Raw genomic sequence first — 16,240 nt, forward strand, 5'->3', positions numbered from 1 at the left:
CAGCTCGTATCCCGGTTTGTTCTACCGAAGGGGCGGTCAGTCCGTTTCGGTCCATCCCAGAGCGGCCGTTAGGTGCTCTGCGTCCGGCAGCCCCTGGCGGACCTCCATGGGAAGTGAATCGTAGGTATAGGCGGCGACTGCCATGGGTGAAGTTGCGCGTCCGAGGCTGTATCGAACGCTGCGGTCGTTTTTGCTCCCGCAGATCAGGATCCCAATGGTCTCGTTGTGGTGATCCCGGCGGAGGACATCGTCGACGAGTGCGACGTAGAAGTTGAGTTTCCCGGCGAATTCGGGCCGGAACTTGCCGGTTTTGAGCTCGATGACGACGTAGCGGGATTGCTCGATGTGGAAGAAGAGAAGGTCCACGTAAAAGTCGTCGCCGTCGACGTCGAAGTGGACCTGCCGGCCCACGAACGAGAATCCCGGGCCGAGTTCGCGGAGGGTCTCGGTGATCCTGGCCGTCAGTGCGTTTTCAAGGTCGCGTTCGGCCACTTCACCGGACAAGCCGAGAAATTCGAAGTTGTAGGGGTCTTTGGCGACCTGCTGCGCCAACTCGGAATGTGGCGCAACAAGCTGTTGCGCAAAGTTCGAAGGCGCTGCCCCGGTCCGTTCGAGGGTCCTGTTCATGATCATATTCATCAGCACGTTGCGCGACCAGCCGTATTCGACGGCAGCGGCGGCATACCAGTCCCTGTCCTTCTGCGGCTGGATCTTGTCGAGCAAAACGGTGATGTGGCCCCAAGGCAATTGCGCAACAGGCTGTTGCGCAATTGCGGCTCCGGGCCAGGCGCGGGCAAAAGTAGTCATGTACTGCAGATTCCGTGCGGAGAATCCCTTCATTTCGGGGAATTCAGCGCGTAGGTCATCGGCCAGCCGTTTGATGACACCACTCCCCCACCCTTGGCTCTCTTGTTGAACACTCACGTCACGCCCGATGGACCAGTAGAGCTCGATCAACTGGGTGTTGACGGTCCGGAGGGCTGCCGTGCGCGCTGCCCTGACACGGTGCTTTAGGTTGCCCAGCAGATCGGTGTAACCGTTAGGAAGGGCGAGATGGGGCGGTGGGGTCATGGGTTCCATCCTAAAGAGCATCCAGGACTGGTCTGCGTGGCGTGCCGTCAATGGTCCCTAATAAAAGATGCCGGCCTCGGGCCTGACGTGGGGCAGCGCTGATTTCCCGGGCGTTGGGGTTTTGTGGCCGTCGTAGGCGCATTTTTTGAAAGGGCCTTCTTTGTCCATGAGGACGCGCATGTGGGGGTCTGCGTGGTTGAGCCACCAGGTACTGATCCCTAGGGATGGTTCCAGCCGGAGATGCTCCCAAGCCCGCCAGATGGCTTCCATCCGTATGAGAGCTTCGGGGTGTTTGTACCATTCCGGGCACCAGGCGAACGCGGCGCCTTCGTTGACGTCGCGGACGTATGACGGTGCCAGCAGCTCGACGAAGAATTCAATGACGCTGTCGAAGACCAGCACCGCCTCGGTCTCTTCATGCGGATCGGCTGCGCCGGCCTGGGGCGCGTCCTCGTCGGGAAAGGCGTCCTCGTCGGGAAAGGCGTCCTCTCCGAACTCTGCACTCATTGCCCGGTCCCGTCGACCCAGGGATTGTGCGCCGCAACCGTTACCGGTTGCGGCTGCTTCTTCGGGGCGGCGAGGGAGTCTTTGACCTTTTGAGCGTGGGGGCCGTTCATCCAGGGGATGGTTTCGATCATGGTTGCCGGTGCGCCGGAGGCGAGCAAGACAGCCCGGAACCTCGGCAATGCCGTCAGGTCGGCCACGGACAGGATCTCGTCTTTGTTCTCCTGGCGCGAGGATGAGGACCCGTGTTTGCTGTGGCTGCGGGAGATGTTGATGTAGCTGTACTGGCCGATCAAACGGGAGAGTTCATCGAGGTAGCCGACCTCGGACACGCCGCCGCCGTAGATTTTCACGTTCGACGCTGACCAAAGCTTCCGCATGCCTTCGAGGGACCAAACCTCAACGCCCTGGGACCAGGACTGCAGGATGGTCATCAGGATAATGCCACGGGATCCGTAGTGGCTGTACTGGTCCGGCAGCGCCTTCCAGCGGCAGACGTTCGCAGCCTCATCCAGGATCCCCAGCAGCGGGGTAGCTAGCCGGCCTCCGGGCTGGGAGGTCGCGTACTTTTCGGCCGCTTCTGCGACGGCGACCGTCAGCGCGGTCACGAGCGGGCCGGCGGTGCCGACTCCTTCCCGGGAGAGGCTGTAGAGCGTGCCCTTCCCGCGTACGAAGTCATCGGGGACGAACTGCGGCCGCGGGTCCGTGTCCACGGTCGTGTCCCGGGCCGGGGTGACCCATCGGCTGACCTCGCGGTCGGTCAGGCAGGAAACCATTTGTCGGGCGGTGCCGTAGACACCGGCCCGCTGCTTTTCGGGTTCCCGGATGTGGCCTGTCACCATGTCCGCGAGCAGGTCATAGCCGGCGGCCCGCAGCAGCTCTGCGGGCCTTTCGTCGTGCGGGCGGGTCAGCCAGGTGTAGACCTGCGTGACCGGGGCGGAGTCGAGGGAGGCGGCGAGCAGGAACGCCTTGAGGAGGTTCTGCCCTGCCGGGTCGAAGTAGGCATCCGGTTTGGTCCCGGGTTCCCGGGAGCCGTTGGCGAAGTGCTGTGCCATGTTCCCGGCCGTCGCTTCGTTCTTGACGTAGGAGAGCGGGTTCCACCACCAGGAGGGTTCCTCTTCTGCGACGGATTGCGGGTCAAAGACCCACACGGCGCCGGCCTCTGCCCGAACCGGGCGGGTCACGTCGACGATGTCGCGTTTGTTCGAGGTCGCGATCACGGCACCGGGAGCGTCGAGGATAGCCGGGACGGCGTAGGAGGTGGTTTTCATCGTGCGGGGGCCGGCGATGAGGATCAGCATGTCCTCCCATGAGGCCCACAGCGGGCGCTTTCCGGCGACACTGCGGCCAAGCCGCACTCCGGTGGATTTCTCTACGCCGAGGCGCACCGCGGTGGCTGAGGCGCCCTTGGTGCTGAGGTGGTCGAGGGCTTTGCCGCGGCCCATGTGGGCGGCGGCCTTGTCTACCCGGGTTTGTTTGTGAGCTGTCCGGGAGCGGACCACCAGCACCGTGATTGCCAGGGCAACGAGGGTTCCCAGGAGGACGCACGCGACGATGGTGGACTGAACCGGCCAGGGCACCCGGCCTTTGACCAGTCCGGCCACCAGATCAATCGGGTGGGCCGGGGGCGCGGCGAGGCCGGCCATCCAGGATCCGAGCTGAGCCGAGACCCAGGCCCCGCCCCCGAAGATGACAGCTGCGCCGATGGCCAGCCAGATTCCGACCGCGTCGCCGATCCCTGTGCCTTTACGGTTGGGAGCGCTCATGCTGCACCTTCTTCTTGGACCGGAGCGCTGGCTTCCAGCAGGGACTCTGCCGGGGCGTGCCAGCGTTTGTTGGTGTCGTTCAGGGATGCCTCGATGGAGGTGAGGCCGATCTGGACGGGGATGCCGGGGCGGCCGCCGACCTTGATCAGGAACTTTCCGCGGCCGGGGGGTTCGACGTCGCCGCCGCGGGAGTCCCAGGCGGGCGGGTCCTGCCAGGAGATGAGCTTCTGCTGTTCCTGCCGGGAGAGCGGTATTGCAGCAGTCAGCAGCGGCATTTCGGAGGCGGGGAGTCCGCCGCAGATGACCATGCCGGAGCGTTCGACGAAGCCGCGGGCCTTCATCCGGTCCTCTTCTGCAGGCAACGCGAGCAGGTCGGACATGGTGTGGGAGATCATGACCTGCCCGACGCCCACGGAGCGGTTCAGGCGGGTCAGGGCGTCCACACGGTCGACCATGCCTTTACCGGCGCGCAGGGCCCGCCACAGCTCGTCCAGAACGACGAAGTAGTTCCGCCGTGGCTCCAGGCCGGCGTCGGCAAGGGCGTTGGCGACGTTGACCGTGCCGAAGCCGTAGGACCAGCAGGCCAGCAGCACGGCGGCCTGCAGGTCAGTTTCTGTCTCGTCAATGCTGGAGACGTCGAAGACCACGGCCCGGTCACGGCTCATGGGGTTGGTGGTCTGGCGGGAGAAGATTTCTCCGAGCTTTCCGCCACCGGTCAGGCCCAGCAGTGTTGCTTCCAGCGCCCGGGTTTCCTGCAGGTAGACGGTCATGTTTCCGCGGTCCAAGGCAACCTGGCGCAGCTCATCCGGGGCGGCGGTGATGACGTCCAGCAGGTCTTTTAGGACCGGAACGCCGTCGAACCGGTCATCGAGGACGCGCAAGGCCCGGTCGAGGATGGTCTGTTCCTGGTCGGTCGGCGGGCTGTTCCGGCTGATCGTGATGAGGGAGACGACCATGTTCAGGCGCCGGCCGTGGGCATCGGCCCGGACCCGGACGGCGGCTTCGTGGTGGCCGCGCTCCTCGAGGAGCTGGGCGACCTCGATAGCCTGTCCCGGGTCGAGGATGTTCAGGTATCCCCGTCCGCGACCAAGTTCGATGACCTCGCCTCCGATGGCCCGGACGGCGTCCACGTGCTCGCCCTTCAAATCCCCGAGCACCAGCGGGTGGACCCCCCGGCCGGAAAGGCCCAGCATCATGCGGCGCACGAGCGTGGACTTGCCCAGACCCGGTTTTCCGAGGATGAAGGCGGACGGGTTGGAAATCAGGTGCGCGCGCTGGAACCAGCTGATCGGGTCGCAGCAGACCGTGGCCTGCGTTTCCTCGTGCCGGCCCAGCGGAACGCCAACCAAGGGAGAGGACGTGCCCGAGGAAAACGGCCACAGGCCGCAGACCTGAACCGTGGTCCCGCGATACTCACGTACCGCAGGGACCAGCGCGGTGGCCCCTCCCCCGCGCCCGGCCCAGCCGCGTGAGCCGGGAGCCCGCCCGCGGACCTTTGAGGACTTTGCCGGCAGAGACTGCGCGCCGCCGGCTCGCATTGCAGTCAATACTGTCTTTGCTGTCATTTTGACCGAGTGCAGTCGACGTCCCACTTAGAGTGCCTCCCTGATTTCGCTGGGCAGCAGGATGTGCTTGGGCAGGACGAGTCCCAGTGGCAAGGATGCGGCGAAGGCAGTGTCCTGGGATCCGTAGGCGCGGCGCAGCAGCACCCGGGCGCTCCCGGAGGTTTGTTCGATGGCGGCAACCGCATCAGGGAGCCGGGCAGGTTCGGTGACGGTGGCGGTAACGACCATGCCGAAGTTCACCAGCCCGGCGCCTTGGGCTTCTTCCTGGGCGGTCTGAGCCGCGGAACGGGCGTCAACCAGGGCACGGGCCGAGGGGCGGGTGCCGGAGGTAATGCGGACGTTGGCGTTGTTCTGGTCCCGTTCGACCACGGCCGCGGCGCGGGCCGAGTCCATCGGACGGTAGAGCAGAGAGATGCGCTTGCGGTCGATGTCCCCGTGCGGGGCCAACAGACGGGAAAGCACCGAGGAATTCACGGACCCGCGAGGGGCACCCGTCATCGTCCAGGACGCGGACAATGCGCTGTCGTGGCGGTAGTCGTCCCAGCCGGCCTGGGTGGCAGTGGGGCCGACTTCGCCCCAGCTCAGGGACACAGGGGAGCCGGCGGCGTGGGCTTCATCAATGATCAGGGCTGCCGGCGGGTCATAGGCGATCCGGACGACTTCGCAGAGTTCCTGCGCGGACATCGGCCGGGCGATGCCGGCACCGGTGGACTGGAGCCGGGCACCGAGGCCCGGGATGCGGGAGGCCAGGTCCCGGGCGACCTCTTCAGGTTCGCGCTTCCGGGATCCGGAGCGGAGTGCTGCGGTGAAAGTCAGGGACACCCAGGCCCGCACGGTGGCGGAGCCTTCCGGGTAGGTGCGGACGACCTCGCGGAGGATCGCTTTCGCAGCCTCCGGGGCGTCGGGATCGATGTTCATCTCCACCTCGTTGCGGAGCCGGTAGCCCGAATCGGGCGCGGTTTCGACGGTGACGGCCGCGGCTTCCAACCCGGCTTCATCGGCCAGGCCGGCCAGCCAGCCACCCCAGTTGGCCACCCACGCATCAACCTGCTCGGGATCGACCAGGGACGCGCCGTCGGGTTCGGTGGAGAAGATCACCGTGAAGTGGTTCGTGGTGGGGACGTGGAGCATAGCGAAGGGACGGCTATAGGAGTCGTTGAACTCGTACAGGCGCGACTTCGCCGCCAGCCCGGGGAGTTGGTACATGCCCCAATCGGTGACCCCGAGCGGGCCGGAGCGGTAGAGGTTTGTCCCGGAGGACTGGGCGAGGCGGAAGTTCATGCGCGTAGCGAAGCGGTCAACGATGGACTGCCCGTGCTTGTCCTTGACCGTCAGCAGGAGAACAAGCACGCCGGCGACCCCGAGGACGCTCAAACCCGGCAGCAGACCCCAGATGGCGAACGTGATGATGCCGACCAGCAGACCGGCCATGACAATGCCCGTGCCGATGGCTCCCAGGCTGCCGAGGCCGGCCGAGCGCGGAACCCGCCAGTTGCCGTAAGACGGTTCTTTGTATTCGGTATTAATTGCTGCCACTGGGGCCCTCCATGGATGCTGATTGGCCGGTTGAATCCTGTGCGGTTTGCTGTGCGGCCGACGCGGCCCTTGATGCTGCCTGCGCCCCGGCGGCGACAGCGATTCCGGCAGGGCCGGTAACGGTTGCCGCCTTCGACGCGGCACCTGCTCCTGCGGCCGAGCTGGGCGCACCCGTCCCCGCAGTTGAAGCGCTTCCGGGGGTGCCCTTGCCCGGCGCCCCGCCGGGGCCCATCGACCCGGGGGTAGGTTTACCGTTGCCGCCGCTGCTGCCCCCGGCGCCCTTGCTCCCCTGCGCTCCCGCGCCCTGGCCAGGCTGACTGGCCGGTGTGGGGGACGCATTACCGCGTCCACTTCCGGAACGGCCCATCGAGACAGCACCGGTGGCGATGGCACCTACAGCTGCTCCGGCTCCTCCACCGGAACCGCAAGCGACAGCTCCGACCATTGGGGTGACGAATCGCATCATTGCCGGCAGTGCCAGCAGCGCGACGATCATCAAGGCGAAGCCCGTAATGGACCCCAGCAGGACGTTGCCCCCGGAGGACCCCATGAGCTTGAAAGCCACGGCATAGACGATGGCCGCGGCGGGCTTGTAGAGAATGAAAGCGATGGTCCAGCCGATCGCCTTCTGGAACCACTGCCGTCCCATCTCAGTGTTGGTGAAGGCAGCGGTGGTTGGCAGGATGCCGGCCAGGATGACCAGCATGCCGCCGCGGACGACCATGAGGACGATCTGTACCAGTGAGGCAAGCAAACCTACGAGGCCCAAAATGATGAGAATAAAGACCCCCACCCCGGTTTGGTTTGTCATGACGAGGATGGCCATCGACTGAGCGAATCCCTTGCCGTCCGTTGCCCGGTCAATAATCGAGGCCGAGAACGCATCGGCAGCAATCACCAAAATGGAGATGACAGCGAGGCCAAGCCCGGAAACCAGCGTCAGGGTGAGCAGGGCCCGGAGCAGGTCTTTCAGCGGCGCCCCCCGCTGTTCCCAGATCATCCGGGTGCCCCCCAGGATCACCGAAAGAACCGCCAGGGCCAGTGTCCAGTAGCCCAGTTCAGAATTGATGAACCCAACCACCGGGCTGGCAGTGACCCCGTCCTCGGATGCGAGGTTGGCTGAAGGCATCGAGACCCAGAAAGTCGACAGAGTCGTCACCATCTGACTCATGCCTTCCATGATCGCTTTCGCCATGTTGGTCATGGCGTCGTTGACCATTCCGGAAACCGCGTTACCGCCCTTACAGATGAGATCCAGGGGAGCGCACTCGGCCACGTTAGGCACCGGCCCATGCAATAAAGCCACTCATGTCGCTGAGAGCAGCAACATCATTGATGAGCTGTCCGTCGTCGGACACCTTGATCTTCCAGTCTCCATCAAGCCACTGAAGCGGAAGAACGGCGTGAAAGAGCTTTCCGCCGGAGGTTTGGAATGCCAGGTCAACATTGGCGTCAGAGGCCGAGTACGACTTCAGCATGAAACCACGAACTTGAACGGTGTCAGTTGCGCCGGAAGTGGGATCCAGCGTTGATGCTTGTTGCTTGGCTGCATCCCGCCCGACGCCGGGGACCACGAGCTTGTCCGCCAGCTCCATATTCATCTGCTGCGACTTAGAGGACCCTAGGGCGACAAGATTGACAGCCGCATAGACAGCGCCGGTGGGTGAGTGGGCAAAGCAAGACCTAAAGCCGGCGGAGTCCGTGCGCCCTGGGCCGAAGGTCTTAGGGTCAGTGGGCGTAGCCATCTTCCCTACGAGCTCCCACTTGGACTTCGGCGCGACGCCTAGGGCCGTATCCGTGCTGGAGGGCAGCCCGCAGACGCTTCGGCCTGCCGCGTCCGCCGGAGCTGAGGTCGTTGAAGAGGCGCCCCCCGAGGCGGATGCGGGAGCGGGCTGGGCCGTGCCGTCGCCCTTGGGGAGCAGGAAGATGACGGCGGTGGCCGCGAGGAGCGCCAGGACCAGCGCCGCAGCGATGATGAACCCCGGCTTGGTGAAGGGGTTGGCCCCGGGGGTGCTTTCGGTGCACTGACTCATGGTGAACCTCCGTGTGGTGGTGGTTTAGGCGAACGCCTGGACGATGCCTGAGGCGCCGGTGATGATGATGCAGCCGGCCAGCACCCAACCGAGCTTCCCAATGGCTTCGCCACCTTCGCCGCGGCGGAGCTGGATCACCATGGTGATTCCGACGATGATCACGCCGAGCACGCCGAGGACCAGGCCGATTCCGGCGGCCCAGTTCAGGACGGTCAGCAGGCCCTTGGCCTGGTCGGGAACCGTGGGTGTGGGGTGAGGGATGACGCTTGAGTCGAAGACGGCGAGAGAGTTCATGGTGAGACCTTTCATTTGGTGGTGCTGGTGTCAGCTACGAGTGCAGCTATGTCGGTGGTGAAGCGCTGGTATTCGCGGGCCGCGGGGACACTGGGGGTGTCTTCGTGCCGCCAGGCCTCGACCCAGGGCAGGGTCCAGAGGCGGGGCGCTCCACCGCCGACAATGGCGGTGAAGTCGCGAAGGGCTTTGGGGGTTTTGCCGGGGGCGTCGGCCAGGACGGCCAGGCCGAGGAGGTCAACGGCCGGAGCTGCGCCGGAGGCCCACTGGGTGAGGGCGCTGCGGGCCGCGGTCAGTCCACGCATATCGGCGCGGCAGACCAGCAGCAGCTTCGGGGCGCTTCCGTCCTGAGGGACGGGCCAGCAGTGTCCGGTGGCGCGTGCCCCGTCCAGGAGGTCAGCGAGCCGGCTTTCACCGGAGCCGCCGTGCGCCCCGGTGATCCAGAGGCCTGCGGTTCCGGCGACGGTCCGGCGGCCCAACCGGTCAGCGGCGTCGGGTTCGACCATGCCCCGCAACGGAGCGGTGATGGCCGCCGCCGGCGGGGTGTGTACCTCCGGCTCCGGCGTTTCCGTCTCGACGGCGGGGCGGCTGATCCAGGGGTTCAGGGTCTGCTGCATGTGTCCTCCTTTCGAATGTCCGTTGCGTGGGTGGTTAGAAGCCGTCGGCGACGGCGGCGGCCGCGGCGAGCCAGGCCCGTTGGGTGGCCGGCTGGAGGGCTTCGTACCGGATGGGTCCGTTGACCAGGGCGGGGTCGTAGGGGATGCGGACGACCGTGCGGACGAAGGGTTCGAAGCCCTTGGCGATTCGCTCGGCCTCGTCCTTGGCCCGCTTCAGGGCGTCCCCGCTCATGGACCGTTTCGCGTCGGTGGACTCGGAGACGATCACGACCGCGTTGCGGGCAAGCTCCGCGTCGTGGCCGCCGCGGGATTCGAGGGTCTGCAGCGTCAGCCGTGCGGCTTCGGCGCGGTCCTCGATAGCGGTGACTGGGACGACGAGCTGGTTGGTGTGGTCGATCATGCGTCGCCAGTTCGCGGCGCGGGCGGTGTTGCCCGAGTCCATGACAACGAGCCGGTAGTACCGGGTCAGGACCTGGTGGGCGATATCGACTTCTTCTGCGGTGACTTCGTGGTCGCCTTCTTCGTTCTCATCGGAGCGGAGGACGTCGAACTTGTCCGCCGTCTGGTGGTGGACGAATTTGGCGATTTCGGCCGCGTTCGTGGACGGGGACAGCAGTTCGGTCGAAGAGTCGATCAGGTCCAGGACGCTGCGGTCGTGGGATCCCTTTTCGGTGCGCCAGCCCAAGGTCCCCTGGGATTCGTTGTTATCCCATGCGACCGTGGCCGCGCCGCTGTAGCGGGCGAGGATTGCCGAGAGCATGACCACGGTGGGGGTCTTGTTGGCCCCTCCCTTGCGGTTGACCACGGCGATGGTGCGCGGGCCGGGCCAGTGCTGGCTGACGGTGCGGATGTCCTCGCGTTCTGAAAGCTCTTCTTCGGAGGGGTCCATCCGGATGCCCAGGCGCGTGAGTGCGCCGCGCCAGCCCTGGGTCGCCGGCTCGAGGACCGGGGCGCTGACCAGGAAGGAAGTGTCCTTCAAGCTGCGCCGCGTCGGAGCCTCTTCCGCAGCAACCGCCGGTTGCTCCCGGGCGGCCACTGCCGACCCGTTCTGCTCTGCCGGCGCGGGAGGCCACGGCTGGTCCTCGGCCACGGCCGCAGGACCCTCCGCATGAACCGCCGACTTCGCTGCGGGCTCCGGATCCGCAACGGGAACGGTGCTGATCACTGCCGGGGCGACTGTCTCCGGTGTGGTGGTCGGGGCTTCCGCGCGGCGGCGGGGCGTACGGGGTTCGTAGGAGACGGATTCGATCTTGTTGTCCGGGTGGACGATCAGCTCACCGTGGCCCTCGGGATCCTCGATCTGGACCCGGACCGGGCGCTGGAGCGTCTGCGCTTCGCCAACGACCAGGGCCAGGGCGTTGTTGCGGAGGTCCTGCAGGGATTCCCCGACAGGCACGATGCGGGAGTTACCCGCGACGACGACCTCAGCGGTGCCGTTATCGCGGACGATGGCCTTGATGCTGGGGAAGGCCATGACCTCAGTTGGTGCAGTACCCATCGGCTTGTTCCTTAGGTGTGAGAAGGGAAAGGGGGTTGGCGTTCAGGACGCGGGCGGGGTGAGACGGTGGACCTTCCACGGAGCATCCTTGCCCGTGCGGAGCAGCTGCAGCGTGTAGGTCCCGGCGTTGGTTGGGACGGCCGCGGTGACCCCGTAACCGTTGGCCTCATCGACGGACAAGGCGGCAGCTCCCGTGACTCGGGATGCCGGAATATTGGAAGGGTCAACGGAGGAGTAATCCGCCGTGGCCTGAGGAGTCAACCAGCGTGCCAGGTCATTGGCCCACTGCTTCTCATCCAGGCTCGGACGCGCGAAGTCGGTCATCGCGTTCTCAGCAACGTCCAGCGCATCGTCCTTGCTGGCTTGATCCCACGTGATGGCAATGGTGGGAGGGACGGTGCCGCCGGGTGCCTGGGGGCCGCTGTTGGCGCTCAGAGAGACCGGCGCAGAGTGTGTGGTGCTGGCGCTGGAAGACGGCGCAGGCACGGTCCCGGTGGAGGCAGCGGGCGCGCAGGCCGCGCACAGCAGCGCCACGGCGAGCAGGGTCAGGGGCTTCTTCACTTCTTCTCCTCTTGGACGGGCAGGTACAGGAATGCTGAGGGAACCGTGCTGGCCACGGTCCGGGTGTAGTAGTTGTGGTCATCCGGGGCAGGGTTGCCGTTGTAGCCCTCTTCGACGTAAGTGCCGTTGTCTTTGACTTCCTTCACCACGCCGACGTGGCCGAAGCTGGGGTCCGCTCCCCCGGCCCCTGGCGCGTACCAGACCACTGCACCGACTTTCGGTGCGCGGCCGGTGGGCCAGCCCTTGGCATCCCAGCCTTCCTTCCACGTCAGCGCCGAACCCAGGCCCTGACCGTCGGGACGGAAGGTGCCGTTGAGGAACTTGAACGGGGCACTCGTTGAGCCCATCTGCTGGTTCACCCGCCACAGGGCGAAATCCACGCACTCCCGGTAGAACATGCCCAGCGGTGAGGTGCTGGAAGCGTTGGCACCGGCCTGCATCCAGGTCGGTGAGTTCTTCCACGGATAGTCGTTCCCGGCGCCTGACTGCCCCGGGATCCCACACTCGCTTCCCTGCAAAGAGAACTTCGAGGTTGAGAGAGCCTGGACGATCTTCACGGCGTCGGGCCAGTACTTCTGGTAGTGGTACGGGTCACCGTTGCGCTGGACCTTGTTGGCCGCGATCGTTGGCTCAAGCAACTCCCACCCCGGCACACCCTGCAGCGCCTTCATGAAGTTCGTCGCGCTCGTGGCCGGGTTCATGCGGTCCTCGTAAGAGCCCCATGCGCCGTTGCCACGCTGCTGAAACAGGCCGCGGGAGTCCGGGCCGGCGAGATCGCCGCTGTCGAGAACACGAAGGCCGGACTCCCCCAAGGCAACCATTACCGCGATCATCTGACCGTTCACGGACAGGTTCAAAGACTTACCAGCGCCCATGATCGACGCAGCATTCTTCAGCTGCTCCTGGGTGTAGCCGTCGACCTTGGTGTTGGCGTCCACGGACACGGAAATCGCTGGGCCGCAGGCGGCAGCAGGAGATGGCTCGGAAAGGAGCAGCACCATCGACAGGACCAGGCCAAGAAAGATCGAGAACAAGCCAACTGCGGCGCCTACTTGCAGCCGCGGCACCCTCAATTGCGCCACAATGATCGACCTACAATAACTCTATTATTTATTGATAGAGTGTGTCCTCGAAAAGGGTCAGGCAAGATTGAGGCATGCCGAATTTGCTTCGACCGAAGATGCCCGTCGATGTTGAGGCAGCAGTCAGCCTCATTGGCAATCGAGCCCGCGCTGACATCTTGCATAACCTCTCCAGGCTCGGCCCGTCCACGGTCGGGCGTCTGCACTCTGCTCTGGATATCAGCCGGCCGAGCCTGAACCGACACCTCGATGTCCTTTCCAAGGCGGGATTGGTCCAAACTGATCCACCTGCGGGTCTGCGGCATGGCAAGAATGTTGTATACGCGATCCACCGAACTCGGGTTCGCGAACTGGTTCAGGCATACGCCGCCTTTATCGAAGGCGCCTGACTGAGATTGGTGCGGGGTTGGGTGGTGGCAAGCGACCGCGCAGGACCGGATCTTGGAAGATGTCGAAGTGCGCACGCATCTACGATATCAGGATTGAAACATGTTTCAACCATGGTTCAAACTAGGGCAAATTGACGCCCTCATCGCCATCCACATCATCCAGGAGCGCGTTAATTGCCTCGAGGGTCTTGATGTCTATGTCGCCGAGAGTCCGCGCGGCGATGTTCTTTAATCTGTTGCGACGCATCCTTTTCAAGAGCTGCAACTCGCGCTCAATCCGTTCCGGAAGCTCGCCGGTTTCATCGGTCAGGTATGCCGGATCTACCTCGAAGAATTTGGCCAGCGCAACCAGAGCTTCTCTTGGGACAGCGTCAGGTGACTCACCGGAACGAATACGCCACCAGCGCGTCCGAGAGAGTTCGTACCCATTTTCGCGCACGCCCGCTTGGATGTCGGAGAACTCATAGGGTTCCCCGCCTTCGGCCACGACGACATCCAGGAGGAGGTTCACCTTGCGAGCGAGTGTCTCCGCTCGCTCCAGTCGAGTCTGGGGGCTGTCACCGCCAACCATAAATTCAACCATCTACTTTCATTCGCTGGCTGTCGCAGCTTGTTTTCCGGTCGGGCCAGAACGGAACCAATTCTCGTACCAGCGGCGGACGGCTAGGTTCCACCATACCGGGTCGGAATTCCATTCTTGAGTGTGCCCGGAACAGTCAAACTCAACTAGTTCGATCCAATCCTCGTGAGCCTGTGCGAATCGAGTCGAAATTTCAAAAGGGACAGACCAATCGTTCTTGTTATGGATGATCAGGACCGGAATGCCCAGATCGCCCGCAACCCTGGTCCTGTCAGCACCTCGTACATCGATCGGAGCCTCGAGGCCTACCAGTCTGCTGAATGAGCTGAGCGCTAGGAGACGGGCCATGAGCGAGCCCAACACCCGGGGCCACCCGTGATGGTGGGCGTTCGCACGCAGCACCTCCTCCCAAACCAATGCCGGCGAAACCATGACTAAGCCCTTAATCGTCCGAGCCAGCGGTGACCGCTGTACGGCATTTAGAGCCATAGTGGCCCCGAGTGACCAGCCAAACACTATGCACTCAGTTCCACCGCGCTCCGCAACAAATTGAAGAGCCGCTTCTATGTCGTGCCACTCTGATTCGCCCAGATGGCATCTCGCGTCCTTCGAGCTGGGACCCTCACCATCGTTGCGATATGAAATCACCAACGAGCTGAGTCCCAGCCCCGATGCGCTCTCAACCCCACGCAAAGTCTGAGCCTTCGAGCTTCCCTGCCCATGGACATGGATGGCCCAGCAGTTAGTTCCGCGGTCGATCACCCATGCAGGGGCTGAGCCGAGGGAAGTCTCTATAAAGGCCGCGGTCGCGTCAGGTGCAACGGACAAAGGGTTCACCGAGACGATGCCACTCCACCGCCCCCGGGAATAGATGGAAAGATCCGCGGGCCGAAAAAGAAGTTGGCGCAGGACCTTTCCCTTTTGGACAGATACGACCGGTCCGATTACGGCCGGCGGGCCGCCACTAGAAAGGTGAAACCCGAATTGGCCCGGCGCTAGTGTGCGTCGCGAGGCTCGAAACAGAATCTGGTCGTCGGAAATTTCTAAGGGGACGATGTCATAGGTGGGCTTGTAGGTCGGTGACGTTGCCTCTCGGGCCGCCCAAATCAGCGCGGCCCCACCTACTCCTGCAGCCCCGAAAAGGCCTGCTCGCAACACGTAGCTCAGCGAGGACGCCACGAGAGCCTCTCGAGGTGATCGGAGGCATTCGACAGCTTAGTGAGGCCTTTGGTCCCGATTTTGTCCCGTACGTCTGGATCCCGTGCAAGAGAATCCTGGATTTCTACAACCATGCGGTGCAGCTCCCTGCGCCGTCGATCTGGACGTTTCGGAACCACGCCAAGATCCAGTGTCAGCCCGGCATTCCCTGCTACTGCCTGCCCCCAGACTGGTTCCAAACCAGCAATCACAGAGCTGGTTCGCACTGTTTCGCGCATGGCCGCGACCTTGCGGCTGGCCGGAGGCAAGGCTAAGCCGGTGCAAAGCAAAAAGAATGTAAGCGAGTTCAACCCCGCATACACTCCGGACAGCACCGAGAGAGGCGCGACGATGTCGAGAACATGGAGGGTGTCCAGTAATAGAACATCTAGGACTAACAGAACCGCGGATAGGCATCCAAAACCAACCAGCGCGAACGCGATGGTATAGACCCTCGCGGTCCACGATTTTCGGAACCGCACGCACGTCCAACCTGCGGCTGCCATAACCGCGCCGATGTAGAGATACTGCACAGCGGAATATAGACCCGCCGCCCATGCTCCACCGAAGTCCCTCATAAAAGTGGTCGACGTTACAGGGGCATCAACCAAAAGGAACAGGGCAGTGGCCGAGATGGTGGCACCTGCAAGCCCCATCTTGGCCCACCTGTCATACGAAGATTCGTTGCCATAAGACGCCGGCCCCGCAGCGCGATGGATGGCTCGGGCAAGAAAATAGATCCCTGTGAGCAGAAATAGATTTGATGCCAGGTCCGCGAAGTTCTTCCCCCCGACCCAGCCGTCTGCAAGCACGTATAAAGCGTCAACATTGAGAAGCATTGCCACTGAGATCAGCATCGAGGCGAACAGAATGCTGGTGTCCTTACCCTGGCCACGCGACGCGATAACAACAAGAGTCAGGGCCACCATGAGCCCTGCGGCGATGATCTCCATTAGCCGAACACATCCTCAAAGGCACCCGGTTCGCGGGGCCCCTTCCTCAAGGCCTCCGCCAAGAGATCGGCAAGATACTCGGCCGTCGCCTCTTCGAGGGTCCGATATTCGGTCCGCATAAGCGCCCTGCGCACGATTTCGGGAGAAAGACCGCGAAAGCCGCTCTTCAGAACGGTCCCTGCGCCCGGTGTTGTGTCATGGCCAAGAACCATGTGGGCAAGCTCGTGAAGGATGAATTGTTGACGCTGTAGCTCCCAGGGCGTTGGAGGATGAAAGACCCACTCGACCTTCGTTCCAGGAAGCCAGAGACCACAGATGGAAGTCCCGACGAGTTTTTCAGTGGCACGTATCCGGATTTGCTTGCCACGGATCCCGGCAACGACGCTGACGAGGCGGTCTAGAGTCAGGGCGCTTGGAAGTTCCAAGGATGAGAATGCGGACGATGCATCGCGGAAAGCCCGCTGAGAGGTGGTCACAGGCAGGGATCGCAAGGGTTGCGTCACGACTACTGGCCCTTCGGTATCTTCAACGGAACATGGCTTGAAACATGTTTCGAACATGGTTTAGGCTGTTTCAGGCATCCCGGATGGAACGGGG

At 63.8% G+C, this 16,240-nt stretch carries 17 protein-coding genes; 1 reads left to right on the forward strand and 16 read right to left on the reverse strand.

Going from position 1 to position 16,240, the window contains the following annotated elements; genetic code table 11:
• Window positions 1-36: 36 nt before the first annotated feature.
• The 12 genes from AC1DBD_RS16895 to AC1DBD_RS16950 are packed head-to-tail and all read right to left on the reverse strand — an operon-like array spanning window position 37 to window position 12,443.
• The gene (locus AC1DBD_RS16895) at window positions 37-1,071 is read right to left on the reverse strand and encodes a PDDEXK nuclease domain-containing protein (protein ID WP_476982577.1); all 1,035 of its coding nucleotides are present in this window, start codon (window positions 1,069-1,071) and stop codon (window positions 37-39) included.
• A 57-nt stretch (window positions 1,072-1,128) separates the two neighbouring features.
• Window positions 1,129-1,578 (reverse strand): DUF4913 domain-containing protein, encoded by a 450-nt coding sequence (locus tag AC1DBD_RS16900; RefSeq protein ID WP_476982578.1) that lies wholly within the window; start codon window positions 1,576-1,578, stop codon window positions 1,129-1,131.
• Window positions 1,575-3,341 carry a type IV secretory system conjugative DNA transfer family protein gene (locus tag AC1DBD_RS16905; RefSeq protein WP_476982579.1) on the reverse strand — a complete coding sequence of 589 codons (1,767 nt, stop codon included), beginning with the start codon at window positions 3,339-3,341 and terminating at the stop codon, window positions 1,575-1,577. Before AC1DBD_RS16905 ends, AC1DBD_RS16900 begins: the two co-directional genes overlap by 4 nt.
• Entirely contained in the window at window positions 3,338-4,879 is a 1,542-nt protein-coding gene (locus AC1DBD_RS16910) for a helicase HerA domain-containing protein (RefSeq protein ID WP_476982634.1), read from the reverse strand. Before AC1DBD_RS16910 ends, AC1DBD_RS16905 begins: the two co-directional genes overlap by 4 nt.
• 54 nt (window positions 4,880-4,933) lie before the next feature.
• Complete coding sequence (locus tag AC1DBD_RS16915) at window positions 4,934-6,442, reverse strand: SCO6880 family protein (RefSeq protein ID WP_476982580.1); 1,509 nt, start codon at window positions 6,440-6,442, stop codon at window positions 4,934-4,936.
• Complete coding sequence (locus AC1DBD_RS16920; protein WP_476982581.1) at window positions 6,429-7,661, reverse strand: TrbL/VirB6 family protein; 1,233 nt, start codon at window positions 7,659-7,661, stop codon at window positions 6,429-6,431. The genes AC1DBD_RS16915 and AC1DBD_RS16920 overlap by 14 nt, the downstream gene beginning before the upstream one ends.
• Window positions 7,662-7,719: 58 nt before the next feature.
• Window positions 7,720-8,475: a DUF8175 domain-containg protein gene (locus AC1DBD_RS16925; RefSeq protein ID WP_476982582.1), complete on the reverse strand. Its 756-nt coding sequence runs from the start codon at window positions 8,473-8,475 to the stop codon at window positions 7,720-7,722.
• Window positions 8,476-8,499: 24 nt separating this feature from the next.
• Window positions 8,500-8,769 (reverse strand): hypothetical protein, encoded by a 270-nt coding sequence (locus AC1DBD_RS16930; RefSeq protein ID WP_476982583.1) that lies wholly within the window; start codon window positions 8,767-8,769, stop codon window positions 8,500-8,502.
• 11 nt (window positions 8,770-8,780) lie between these two features.
• Complete coding sequence (locus AC1DBD_RS16935) at window positions 8,781-9,383, reverse strand: DUF6668 family protein (RefSeq protein WP_476982584.1); 603 nt, start codon at window positions 9,381-9,383, stop codon at window positions 8,781-8,783.
• A 34-nt stretch (window positions 9,384-9,417) separates the two neighbouring features.
• Window positions 9,418-10,881 (reverse strand): MinD/ParA family ATP-binding protein, encoded by a 1,464-nt coding sequence (locus AC1DBD_RS16940; RefSeq protein ID WP_476982585.1) that lies wholly within the window; start codon window positions 10,879-10,881, stop codon window positions 9,418-9,420.
• A gap of 42 nt (window positions 10,882-10,923) precedes the next feature.
• Window positions 10,924-11,442 carry a hypothetical protein gene (locus AC1DBD_RS16945; RefSeq protein WP_476982586.1) on the reverse strand — a complete coding sequence of 173 codons (519 nt, stop codon included), beginning with the start codon at window positions 11,440-11,442 and terminating at the stop codon, window positions 10,924-10,926.
• A complete protein-coding gene (locus AC1DBD_RS16950; RefSeq protein WP_476982635.1) occupies window positions 11,439-12,443 on the reverse strand; it encodes a CHAP domain-containing protein in 1,005 nt (334 codons plus the stop codon). Before AC1DBD_RS16950 ends, AC1DBD_RS16945 begins: the two co-directional genes overlap by 4 nt.
• 155 nt (window positions 12,444-12,598) lie before the next feature.
• On the opposite strand from AC1DBD_RS16950, the gene AC1DBD_RS16955 reads away from it, so the two are divergent.
• Window positions 12,599-12,913 carry an ArsR/SmtB family transcription factor gene (locus tag AC1DBD_RS16955; RefSeq protein ID WP_476982587.1) on the forward strand — a complete coding sequence of 105 codons (315 nt, stop codon included), beginning with the start codon at window positions 12,599-12,601 and terminating at the stop codon, window positions 12,911-12,913.
• 121 nt (window positions 12,914-13,034) lie between these two features.
• Here AC1DBD_RS16955 and AC1DBD_RS16960 read toward each other — a convergent pair whose 3' ends face one another.
• Genes AC1DBD_RS16960 through AC1DBD_RS16975 form a run of 4 tightly spaced genes read right to left on the reverse strand, consistent with a single transcriptional unit; the run spans window position 13,035 to window position 16,119 of the window.
• Entirely contained in the window at window positions 13,035-13,496 is a 462-nt protein-coding gene (locus tag AC1DBD_RS16960) for a hypothetical protein (protein WP_400160543.1), read from the reverse strand.
• 6 nt (window positions 13,497-13,502) lie between these two features.
• On the reverse strand, window positions 13,503-14,672 hold the full coding sequence (locus AC1DBD_RS16965; protein WP_476982588.1) for an alpha/beta hydrolase family protein: 1,170 nt from the start codon (window positions 14,670-14,672) through the stop codon (window positions 13,503-13,505).
• Entirely contained in the window at window positions 14,657-15,643 is a 987-nt protein-coding gene (locus AC1DBD_RS16970; RefSeq protein WP_476982589.1) for a hypothetical protein, read from the reverse strand. Before AC1DBD_RS16970 ends, AC1DBD_RS16965 begins: the two co-directional genes overlap by 16 nt.
• Window positions 15,643-16,119, reverse strand: coding sequence for a hypothetical protein (locus AC1DBD_RS16975; protein ID WP_476982590.1), 477 nt, complete (start codon window positions 16,117-16,119; stop codon window positions 15,643-15,645). Before AC1DBD_RS16975 ends, AC1DBD_RS16970 begins: the two co-directional genes overlap by 1 nt.
• Window positions 16,120-16,240 lie beyond the last annotated feature (121 nt).

The sequence above is a fragment of the Arthrobacter sp. 10T419 genome, assembly GCF_056394105.1.

Coding starts and splice junctions, on each gene's coding strand:
- AC1DBD_RS16895 (WP_476982577.1), bottom strand. CDS start 1,071: ATGACCCCACCGCCCCATCTCGCCCTTCCTAACGGTTACACCGATCTG.
- AC1DBD_RS16900 (WP_476982578.1), bottom strand. CDS start 1,578: ATGAGTGCAGAGTTCGGAGAGGACGCCTTTCCCGACGAGGACGCCTTT.
- AC1DBD_RS16905 (WP_476982579.1), bottom strand. CDS start 3,341: ATGAGCGCTCCCAACCGTAAAGGCACAGGGATCGGCGACGCGGTCGGA.
- AC1DBD_RS16910 (WP_476982634.1), bottom strand. CDS start 4,879: ATGCGAGCCGGCGGCGCGCAGTCTCTGCCGGCAAAGTCCTCAAAGGTC.
- AC1DBD_RS16920 (WP_476982581.1), bottom strand. CDS start 7,661: ATGGTCAACGACGCCATGACCAACATGGCGAAAGCGATCATGGAAGGC.
- AC1DBD_RS16925 (WP_476982582.1), bottom strand. CDS start 8,475: ATGAGTCAGTGCACCGAAAGCACCCCCGGGGCCAACCCCTTCACCAAG.
- AC1DBD_RS16930 (WP_476982583.1), bottom strand. CDS start 8,769: ATGAACTCTCTCGCCGTCTTCGACTCAAGCGTCATCCCTCACCCCACA.
- AC1DBD_RS16935 (WP_476982584.1), bottom strand. CDS start 9,383: ATGCAGCAGACCCTGAACCCCTGGATCAGCCGCCCCGCCGTCGAGACG.
- AC1DBD_RS16940 (WP_476982585.1), bottom strand. CDS start 10,881: ATGGGTACTGCACCAACTGAGGTCATGGCCTTCCCCAGCATCAAGGCC.
- AC1DBD_RS16950 (WP_476982635.1), bottom strand. CDS start 12,443: ATGGTGCTGCTCCTTTCCGAGCCATCTCCTGCTGCCGCCTGCGGCCCA.
- AC1DBD_RS16955 (WP_476982587.1), top strand. CDS start 12,599: ATGCCGAATTTGCTTCGACCGAAGATGCCCGTCGATGTTGAGGCAGCA.
- AC1DBD_RS16960 (WP_400160543.1), bottom strand. CDS start 13,496: ATGGTTGAATTTATGGTTGGCGGTGACAGCCCCCAGACTCGACTGGAG.
- AC1DBD_RS16970 (WP_476982589.1), bottom strand. CDS start 15,643: ATGGAGATCATCGCCGCAGGGCTCATGGTGGCCCTGACTCTTGTTGTT.